Source organism: Bacillus sp. RZ2MS9, from assembly GCF_001816185.2.
In the GTDB taxonomy this organism is placed as follows: Bacteria; Bacillota; Bacilli; order Bacillales; family Bacillaceae_G; genus Bacillus_A; species Bacillus_A cereus.
Genome location: NZ_CP049978.1, coordinates 2,829,284 through 2,840,454, shown reverse-complemented (window position 1 = coordinate 2,840,454; position 11,171 = coordinate 2,829,284). Strand labels below are relative to the sequence as shown.

The following is an 11,171-nucleotide window of genomic DNA, read 5'->3' as shown; positions in this document are numbered from 1 at the left end:
AGGTGAAAAACGTGAAAGAAAGAACAATACAACCTGTTAATAACGGATTGAATGGCAATATTACAATCCCAGGTGATAAATCCATTTCACACCGTGCTGTTATGTTCGGTTCTATTGCAGAAGGGAAAACAATAATTAAAGGTTTCTTGCCCGGTGCAGACTGTTTAAGTACGATTTCATGTTTTAAAGAAATGGGAGTAGAAATTACGCAAAACGGTGATGAGGTTACTGTAGTTGGTAAAGGATTAGAAGGTTTACAAGAACCGAAAGCTGTATTAGATGTTGGTAATTCTGGTACAACAATCCGATTAATGTCAGGTATATTAGCTAACACACCATTTTTCTCTTGCGTACAAGGTGATGAATCTATCGCAAAAAGACCGATGAAGCGTGTAACAAACCCATTAAAACAAATGGGCGCAAACATAGACGGCCGAGAAGAAGGAACATTTACACCGTTAACAATACGTGGCGGCGATTTAAAAGCAATTGAATATATTTCTCCTGTTGCAAGTGCACAAGTAAAGTCGGCTATTTTACTTGCAGGTCTTCGTGCAGAAGGTGTAACAGCTGTTACAGAACCACATATTTCACGCGACCATACGGAAAGAATGCTCGAAGCATTTGGTGTTAAAGTAACTCGCGAAGGGAAAACAGTGAAGCTGTCAGGTGGACAAAAATTAACAGCAACAGACATTCAAGTGCCAGGTGACGTATCATCAGCAGCGTTTTTCTTAGTAGCAGGTGCAATCATCCCAAATAGTAAACTAGTATTACAAAATGTAGGAATGAATCCAACCCGTACAGGTATTATTGATGTTTTAGAAAAAATGGGTGCTACGTTCACTGTAGATCTAATTAATGAAGGGGCATCAGAACCAGCTGCAAATATTACAATCAAAACATCTTCATTAAAAGGAATTGAAATTGGCGGAGATATTATCCCTAGATTAATCGATGAGATTCCTGTAATCGCATTAGCGGCAACACAAGCAGAAGGAATTACAGTAATTAAAGATGCACATGAATTGAAAGTAAAAGAAACAAACCGTATTGATACAGTCGTTGCTGAGTTAACGAAACTAGGAGCTCGCATAGAAGCAACTGATGACGGTATGATCATTTACGGAAAATCAGCTCTAAAAGGCAATACAGTAAATAGTTATGGTGATCACCGTATCGGAATGATGCTTGCAATTGCTGGCTGTTTGGCAGAAGGAAAAACAATTATTGAAGATGCAGAAGCAGTAGGTGTATCATATCCTACATTCTTTGACGAACTTCAAAAGTTAGCTAAATAAAAAGGGTGGAAAGCAGATACGTGATGTATCTGCTTTTTTTGTTAAAACGTCCTTGTAATTTCACTTATCGAACTATAATAGTAAGAATTATGATACAATTCAAACAGAGAATGGAGGAGAATTATATGAATGTCATACAATTAAAAGAAGATAAGTTTAGAGAAGCATTACGTTTATCAGAATACGCTTTTCAATATAAAGTAGATGAGGAACGATTACAGCAGCAACTTACAAAAATGAAGGAAAGTCATGAAATATACGGCATTATGGAAGGGGAAGACTTAGCTGCAAAACTACACCTCATCCCGTTTCATATTTACATAGGTAAAGAAAAATTTAAAATGGGTGGCGTTGCAGGAGTAGCGACGTATCCAGAGTACAGAAGAAGTGGGTATGTAAAAGAGCTACTTCAACATTCACTTCAAACAATGAAAAAAGATGGCTTTACAGTCTCTATGTTACATCCATTTGCTGTTTCATTTTATCGTAAATACGGCTGGGAACTTTGTGCGAATCTACTCAAATGTCATATAAGTAAGAGCGATTTAGTGATGAAAAAACAAGTAAATGGTACTGTGAAACGTTTTAATAAAGAAAATCATCCAGAAGAAGTCGAGAAGCTCTATGAAGCATTTGCAGAACGTTTTTCATGTATGTTAGTTCGAGAGAAGAACTGGTGGTTACAAGCGGTTTATGATGATTTAACATTAGCGATTTACTATGATGAAAATAAAAAGGCAGCAGGTTACATGTTATACAAAATAGAAAACTATAAAATGACAGTAGAAGAATTTGTACCACTGCATAATGAAGCACGAAATGGTCTGTGGAACTTTATTTGTCAGCATGATTCTATGATTAAAGAAATTGAAATGACAGTAAGTGAAAGCGAACCGTTATTATATTCATTGCAAGAGCCACGCGTGAAGACAGAAATAAAACCATATTTTATGGGAAGAATTGTAGATGTAGAGCAGTTCTTAAAACAATATGAGTTGAATTGGAACAATGTACAGCAAGAAGTGATCCTAAACATTACAGACGCATTTGCTCCGTGGAATAACATAACAGTGAGACTTGCAAATCATGAAATAACAATAATAAAAGAGAAAACAATAGATAAAGGCATCAAACTGGATATAAACGAGTTATCTACAATAATGTTCGGCTATAAACGTCCGTTACAACTGAATGAATTAGAATTAATTAGCGGAAGTGAAGAGGAAATACAAGCGTTTGAGAAAATAGTTCCGGTACGAGAAGCATTTATTTATGATTTCTTTTAAGTTTTCAATAGAAAATTGGGCTGCCCAAAAACAATTTTTGGGACAGCTTTCTCTTTGGTTGTCGGTAAGTCGATATATCCTGAAAATCGCTGATATAATTGGAGATGCGCCGATATATTCTAATAATCGTTGATATAATTTTTTCACTAAAACGTAACTATACTTTGTCACGCACTTGACTTTTAATCCATGTAATTTATAATTAAAAACGGAATGAATTTTCATTCCTGGAAATAGAGGTGGAAAAAATGGCTAAAAACAAACAAGAGGATATTTTTGATGCTGCGATGCAACTTTTTGCAGAGCGTGGTTACGATGGTACGACAATTCCAATGATCGCTGAAAAGGCAAAAGTCGGTGCGGGTACTATTTATCGCTATTTTGAAAATAAAGAGGCACTTGTTAACTCATTATTTTCAAAAAGTATGTTACAGCTTTCTGAAATAATAAAAACGGATTTTCCTGTTGAAGCAAATATTCGTGAACAGTTTAGTCATACGTACAACCGTTTATTTGAATTTGCGAGAAACAATGTAGATGCTTTTTTATTTACAAATTCTCACTGTGATAGTTATTTTCTTGATGAACAGAGTAAGAAAATATTTGATGATTTTATAGGCTTCTTTATGAATATTATTGAAGATGGAATCGCAAAAGGTTTTCTTCGTCCATTGCCTCCAGTTGCTTTAATTATTATTGTATATCAACCGCTAGAAAAATTAACGAAAGTAATTGCAACAGGGCAATTAGAATACTCGAAAGAGTTAGTAAAAGAATTAGAAGAAAGCTCTTGGAACGCTATTAGAATCATTTGATTCTATAGCTTTATAAGGAAAGGAATGAATATTCATTCCTAAATAGATTTAAAAAATGAGAGTAGGAAAGGATGTTTGTGTAACTAAGGGAATGAACATTCATTCCGGAAAGACTAGTTTAATAGAATTTACAAAATAATGTAATAGAACAATAGGAATGAACGTTCATTCCGTTACTAACGTGAAACTTTCAAAACGGGAGATGATTCAAATGAGCAAGTTAAAAAGTTGGAGAAGTTTATCTTTTCTATTATGGATAGTTATTACTATTACAATGGTCGTAACGATGCCTAATATGGATCAATTAGTGAAAGAAAAAGGGAAAATTACAATCCCTAATACAAAGCAAAGCAGTATTGCTGACAAGATGATGAAAGAGATGGATAAAGAAGGGGTTGAAAAGTATGAAATTATAGCCGTTTTTAATAGTGGCAATAAGGCAGCTTTAACAGATGAACAAAAAAAGGAAATAACAAAAACAATCAACGCCCTGCAAAATGAAAAAGAGCAATTAGGAATTAAGGAAGTTGTTTCACATTTAGACAATAAAGACTTGGAGAAACAATTAGTTTCTAAAGATAATACGACTATTTTAACGCAAATATCGATAGATAAAAAACATGGTGAAATATCAAAAGTTTCAAATAATCTTCATGAAAAAGTGCAAACGAAAGGGGTAAAAACGTATTTAACAGGAAGTGACTTAATAGCGGGTGATTTTCTTAAATCCTCTCAAGAGGGAGTGAAAAAGACAGAAGTTATTTCAATCATTTTCATTCTTGTAGTATTAATCCTCGTATTCCGTTCACCAGTTGTTCCAATTGTTTCTCTTCTTACAGTTGGTATATCGTATTTAGTTTCAATGGGGATTATTGCCCAGCTTGTAGATCAATTTAATTTTCCATTCTCAAACTTTACACAAGTGTTCGTAGTCGTCGTCCTGTTTGGGGTAGGAACAGATTATAACATTTTATTATATACGAGGTTTAAAGAAGAATTAAGTAAACAAGAAAATGCATTTTTAGCTACGAAAGAAACATTCAAATCAGCAGGTAAAACTGTATTATATAGCGGAATAGCGGTGCTAATTGGTTTTGCATCACTTGCTTTAGCAAGTTTTAAATTATATCAATCGACTTCAGCGGTAGCAATTGGTGTTTTAGTATTATTACTCGTATTAACGACTTTAAATCCATTTTTCATGGTGCTTTTAGGAAAAGGAATGTTTTATCCAGTTAAAACATTTAAAGGTCATGAGGATAGTCGCTTATGGGGATTCTTTGCGAAAAACTCAGTAGCAAGGCCATTTGTCGCTTTAATCATCGTATTCGTAATATCGATTCCTTTCGTATTAAAATACTCTAATACACTTAATTACAATGATTTATTTGAAGTGGATAATAAGTATGAATCCAAGATGGGTATTAACGTAATAGAGGATCATTTTCCGCCTGGTTTCTCTTCACCGAGTACATTAGTCATTCAATCTGATAAAAAGCTGGATGAAGGAACTTCTCTACAAATTTTAGACGAATTAACTGATAAAATTTCGAAAGTTAAAGGTGTGTCAGAAGTATATGCACCAACACGTCCAACTGGTGAGAAGATAAAAGAATTATATTTAAATAAGCAAGCGGGAGAATTGAATACAGGATTAGGAGATGCCGATGGTGGCATAAAGGAAATTAATGATGGATTAACAGATGCGAAAAATAAAATGGGAAGTAATGATTCAAATAGTCTTGCGAATGTTCAAAAATTAATTGATGGAACGAACGAGGCGAAAAACGGGGTATCAGCATTAGGAACAGCTTTACATCAATTATCAAATGGCATAAACGACGGTGCACAAGGAGCACAGCAAATTGAGAGTGGTTTAGCTTCAGTAAACGAAAATATAAATGTTCTATCTAATGCAACGTCGCAGCTGCATGCTGGTTATGCACAGTTAGAAAAAGGTTTAAACTCTTACGATCAATTCTTCGGAAGTATTTTTCAAGCGATTGATGGTGCGAAAAAGGGATATGAACAAATTGAAATGTTAATGACCAATTTCGTTCAAACGAAACCAGAATTAGCGAATGATCCAAACATACAACAAACGATAGGAATTGCTAAAGAGGCTCAAAAGAAATTAAGCGTACTTTCAAATGAATTAAATCAATTAGCAACACAGCACAAAACGGCGATGAGTTCATTTAAAGAAGCGAATCAATCGTTACTGAAAGTGGATAACGGCTTAAAAGAAATGAGCAATGGAGTTAATAAGTTACAAAAGGGAGCAGCCGATCTTAAAAATGGATTAAATGAAGGTTCTTCAGGTTCAAAACAAATTGCAAATAAATCAGTTGAGTTACAATCTGGATTAACGAAAATAAACGATGGGCAAGGACAACTTTTAACGGGCCTTAAAGACCTGCAAGAAAAGATGGGGCAATTACAATCCGGTTTATCTAAAAGTACAGAAGGGCTTGGAAAAGTAAGTAATGGCCTGCATGACGCACAAAAATATTTAGGGGAGCTCAATGAATCGAAGAGCTCTGAGAAGTTTTATATTCCAAAAGAAGTGCTAGAGGGAGAGGATTTCCAAAAAGCATTGAACACGTACATGTCACAGGATAGAAAAATTGCTAAAATGACTATCATTTTAGATGTAAATCCGTATTCAAAAGAAGCGATGCCAATTATTCAAGAAATCAATAAAACAATCGATGGCACTGTAAAGGGAACGGAATTACATGATGCGAAAACAGCAATTGGCGGAACAACAGCTAGAAACGTTGATTTAAAAGAAGTAACAGGGCAAGATTTCTTACGTACAGCTACAATTATGTTAATTGGAATTGCGATTGTATTAATCGTAATTACACGCTCATTACTAAACACAATATTTATTATTGGCTCATTACTATTAGCGTACTTCGCATCACTCGGTATAAGCGAACAAATTAGTGCACATGTATTACATGTAGATTCATTAAGCTGGAATGTTCCATTCTTTAGCTTCATTATGATTGTCGCTTTAGGAGTGGATTATAGTATTTTCGTAATGATGCGCTATAACGAGATAGAAGGGGATTCGGTAACGAAAATTGTAACTGCATCTCGTCATATAGGAGGAGTTGTATTATCAGCGGCGCTAATTTTAGGCGGGACATTTGCAGCATTAATTCCATCAGGTGTATTAACACTTATACAAGTTGCATCAGTAGTTGGCGTTGCACTTCTTCTATTAGCTTTAATTGTGATGCCGATATTATTACCGGCGTTAATAGGGTTAACGAGTAAAATGAAGAGTTACAAAGAGAAAATAATAAATACGAAATAAGAAGAGACTGTAGGGAATGATTTCTCTACAGTTTTTTCGGTATATAATATTTCAGATGAAAATGAATCCGATATATTACAGAATGAGCAGTGAAAGGTTATATGAGAAAGAGGTCGATGATATACATACAATAGCTAGGGGAAGGGACAAAAACTATCCGATTTCATTGTAGAAAGGTAATCAACCGTTGCTATTCATCCAGCTTCTACTATATAATAGCTATAGTCTACAATAATTGAGTCGTAATATGCGATTTTTTAAGACAATCGGTGAGAAAACGCTGAAATAAGCGGTATTAGTAGGAGGACACAAATGATTACAGTAAGTAACGTTAGTTTGCGTTTCGCGGATCGCAAATTATTTGAAGATGTTAACATAAAATTCACGCCAGGTAACTGCTACGGTTTGATCGGAGCAAACGGTGCTGGTAAATCTACATTTCTAAAGATTTTATCTGGAGAAATTGAACCATCAACAGGTGACATACATATTACGCCAGGTGAGCGTCTAGCAGTATTAAAACAGAACCACTTCGAATATGAAGAGTTCCCAGTATTAGAAACAGTAATTATGGGTCACACGCAACTTTACAAAGTAATGCAAGAGAAAAATGCTATTTACATGAAAGAAGACTTTAGTGATGAAGATGGAATGCGCGCTGCTGAACTTGAAGGTGAGTTCGCTGAGCTTAACGGTTGGGAAGCTGAGTCAGAAGCTGCAATTCTTCTTAAAGGTTTAGGTATTGGTGAAGATCTTCATGATAAGAAATTGTCAGAATTAACTGGGGCAGAGAAAGTAAAAGTATTACTTGCTCAAGCTTTATTCGGTCAACCTGATATTCTATTATTAGATGAGCCTACCAACCACTTGGACTTAAAAGCGATTCAATGGTTAGAAAATTTCTTAATGAACTTTGAAAACACAGTTATCGTAGTATCCCATGACCGTCACTTCTTAAATAAAGTATGTACGCACATGGCTGACCTTGATTTCGGTAAAATTCAACTTTATGTTGGTAACTATGACTTCTGGTATGAGTCAAGCCAATTAGCTTTAAAATTAACACAAGATGCTAATAAGAAAAAAGAAGAGAAAGTAAAAGAGTTACAAAACTTCATTGCACGCTTTAGTTCAAACGCTTCTAAAGCGAAACAAGCAACTTCTCGTAAAAAATTATTAGACAAAATTACATTAGATGATATTAGACCGTCATCACGTCGTTACCCATTCGTTGGCTTCACACCTGAGCGTGAAGTAGGAAATGACTTATTAACTGTTGAAGGTCTTTCTAAAACAATTGATGGTGAAAAAGTGTTAGATAATGTGTACTTCACTTTAAATAAAGGTGATAAAGTTGCATTTATCGGCCGTAACGATATTGCGATGACAACATTATTTAAAATTCTTATGGGTGAAATGGAGCCGGATAGCGGTTCATTCAAATGGGGTGTTACAACCTCTCAATCTTACTTCCCAAGAGATAACTCTAAGTACTTTGAGAACAGTGATTACAACTTAGTTGAATGGTTACGTCAATTCTCTCCACAAGATGAGTCTGAAAGCTTCTTACGTGGTTTCTTAGGCCGGATGTTATTCTCAGGTGAAGAAGTTAAGAAGAACGTTTCTGTATTATCTGGAGGCGAAAAAGTTCGTTGTATGTTATCTAAAATGATGTTAAGTGGTGCGAACGTAATCACACTTGACGATCCAACGAACCACTTAGACCTTGAGTCAATCACAGCATTAAACAACGGTTTAATTGCATTCAAAGGTACAATCTTATTCACATCTCATGACCATCAGTTCGTGCAAACAATTGCAAACCGCATTATCGAAGTAACACCAAACGGTGTAATTGATAAAGAGGCTACTTATGATGAGTTCTTAGAAAATGAGGAACTTCAAAAACAAGTAGATGCAATGTACAAAGGTCAATAATATATAATGAAAAAACTCGTTCTTTTTAGAGCGAGTTTTTTGTCGAGAAAACGTAACATCGCTGGTCGATCAAATGAATAATTATTCAAATATAATATTAATGAACAGGAGAATTCTTTCATGTATGGAAGGGATGTAATGACTTTAAGATTTAAAGAGTTAGTTGAAGAAGGGAAATGTAAGTGGAGTAATATAATCAAATCGTATTATTTTGTCATGTGAAATATGTACCAAATTTGGAGATAGAATAGTTTGCGAATGAGTTTATAAAGGTATATAGTATGGGGTGTCATAATTAGTGGATGAATCTTGGGAGAAAACAGGAAATGTTACAAATTTATTTTGTTAAATAGAAACCAAGGTCAAAATGTCTAGAAAGAAATAGTTGAATAAATACTAGCTTCAAATTATAATTACTAATATTCTTCATATAGTTAAATAAAGATAATCTATTTGAAGAAGAAAATTTGAATAGAGAGACAGACTTATAAAAAAATAAGCCTTGGATGATCAAAAGAGGTGGAGAAATGAAACAGTTCTTATTAAAGAGCAAAAGTGTGTTAAGCAATCATTTTGGATTCTTTCTGTTTGCCGTTATTTTATTGTGGCTCAAAACATATGCAGCTTATGTAACGGAATTCAATTTAGGAATTTCAAACACAATCCAAAAATTCTTGCTGTTTTTTAACCCGCTTAGTTCAGCAGTTCTATTTTTAGGACTTGCATTATTTGCAAAAGGGAAACGATCTTATATTTGGTTAATTATCATTAATTTGTTATTGTCGATTCTTTTATACGCAAACGTAGTATACTATCGCTTTTTCAGTGACTTTATTACGTTCCCGACATTAACACAAACAAATAACTTTGGAGATTTAGGTGGTAGTATTCTTGCGTTGCTACATCTTTATGATCCATTATACTTCTTAGACACGATTATATTAATTGTGTTAGTCGCAACAAAATTTGCAAATCCAAAACCAATTCGTGTTGCGAAGCATAAATTATCTCTAGTATTTGTAGTAGGTATTTTATTATTCAGTGTTAACTTAGGTCTTGCAGAGTCTGACCGTCCTGAATTATTAACAAGAACGTTTGACCGTAATTATATTGTGAAATATTTAGGTGCATACAACTACACAATTTATGATGGAATTCAAAGTGCGAAAGCATCGACAGAACGAGCATTAGCGGATGGCGATAATATGACAGAAGTACGAAATTATTTAACATCAACTTATGCAAGTCCAAATCCTGAGTATTTCGGTAAAGGAAAGGGAATGAACGTAATTTACATTCATTTAGAGTCATTCCAAAACTTCTTAATTGATTACAAATTAAATGGTCAAGAAGTTACACCGTTCTTAAACTCATTTACAAAAGATGCGAATACACTATACTTTGATAACTTCTTCCATCAAACAGGACAAGGGAAAACATCTGATGCGGAGTTTATGTTAGAGAATTCAATGTTTGGCTTACCGCAAGGTTCTGTCTTTACAACGAAATCTCATAATACGTATCAATCAGCACCAGCTATTTTAGGACAACAAGGATACACATCAGCAGTATTCCACGGTAACTACAAAACATTCTGGAACCGTGACGATATTTATAAATCATTTGGTTTTAATAAATTCTTTGATGCGTCATACTACGATATGAATGAAAAAGACGTAGTAAACTACGGATTAAAAGATAAACCGTTCTTTAATGAATCTATTCCGTTATTACAAACGTTGAAACAACCGTTCTATACAAAGTTTATTACGTTATCGAACCATTTCCCTTATCCAATCGATAAGGCAGAAGCAACGATTGAACCAGCAACAACAGGTGATTCATCAGTAGATACGTACTTCCAAACAGCACGCTATTTAGATGAATCTGTAAAAGGCTTCATCGATTACTTGAAACAATCTGGTTTATATGATAACTCAATTATTGTTATGTACGGAGACCATTACGGTATTTCAGATAATCATAATGCAGCAATGTCAAAAGTAATGGGTAAAGAAATGAACTCATTTGAAAATGCACAGTTACAACGTGTACCATTAATCGTTCGTGTACCAGGAGTGAAAGGTGGCGTACAACATCAATACGGTGGTGAAATTGACGTTCTTCCAACGCTATTACACTTACTAGGTACAGATACAAAGAATTATGTTCAATTCGGTTCTGATTTATTATCACCAGATCATAAGCAAGTCGTTGCGTTCCGTAACGGTAACTACGTAAGCCCAACAGTTACTGCACTAAACGGCAAATACTATGATACAACTACTGGAAAACCTGTAGAATTTACAGATGAAATAAAGAAAAATGAACAAATGGTTCAAAACTCACTAAAATACTCTGACCAAGTCGTAAATGGTGACTTATTACGATTCTACACACCGGAAGGATTCACTCCAGTAGATCGTTCGAAGTATAACTATAACAACCGTGATAAAAACAAAACGAAGGTAAAAACGACTCCGGAAGGGGAAGCTAAATAAAT

At 34.5% G+C, this 11,171-nt stretch carries 6 protein-coding genes; all 6 read left to right on the top strand.

Features of this window, described 5'->3' with window-relative positions; genetic code table 11:
• Window positions 1-11 precede the first annotated feature (11 nt).
• The 6 genes from aroA to ltaS all read left to right on the top strand — a co-directional run bounded on the left by aroA (window position 12) and on the right by ltaS (window position 11,169).
• Window positions 12-1,301: a 3-phosphoshikimate 1-carboxyvinyltransferase gene (aroA, locus tag BHV55_RS14600; protein ID WP_070757946.1), complete on the top strand. Its 1,290-nt coding sequence runs from the start codon at window positions 12-14 to the stop codon at window positions 1,299-1,301.
• 125 nt (window positions 1,302-1,426) lie between these two features.
• Window positions 1,427-2,587 carry a GNAT family N-acetyltransferase gene (locus BHV55_RS14595; protein ID WP_048567565.1) on the top strand — a complete coding sequence of 387 codons (1,161 nt, stop codon included), beginning with the start codon at window positions 1,427-1,429 and terminating at the stop codon, window positions 2,585-2,587.
• 248 nt (window positions 2,588-2,835) lie between these two features.
• A complete protein-coding gene (locus BHV55_RS14590) occupies window positions 2,836-3,402 on the top strand; it encodes a TetR/AcrR family transcriptional regulator (RefSeq protein WP_001107303.1) in 567 nt (188 codons plus the stop codon).
• Window positions 3,403-3,613: 211 nt separating this feature from the next.
• Window positions 3,614-6,730 (top strand): MMPL family transporter, encoded by a 3,117-nt coding sequence (locus BHV55_RS14585; RefSeq protein ID WP_000040300.1) that lies wholly within the window; start codon window positions 3,614-3,616, stop codon window positions 6,728-6,730.
• Between the two features lie 312 nt (window positions 6,731-7,042).
• Window positions 7,043-8,668: an ABC-F family ATP-binding cassette domain-containing protein gene (locus BHV55_RS14580; protein WP_000633864.1), complete on the top strand. Its 1,626-nt coding sequence runs from the start codon at window positions 7,043-7,045 to the stop codon at window positions 8,666-8,668.
• A gap of 527 nt (window positions 8,669-9,195) precedes the next feature.
• Entirely contained in the window at window positions 9,196-11,169 is a 1,974-nt protein-coding gene (gene ltaS / locus BHV55_RS14575) for a lipoteichoic acid synthase (RefSeq protein ID WP_000808774.1), read from the top strand.
• Window positions 11,170-11,171: the final 2 nt, after the last annotated feature.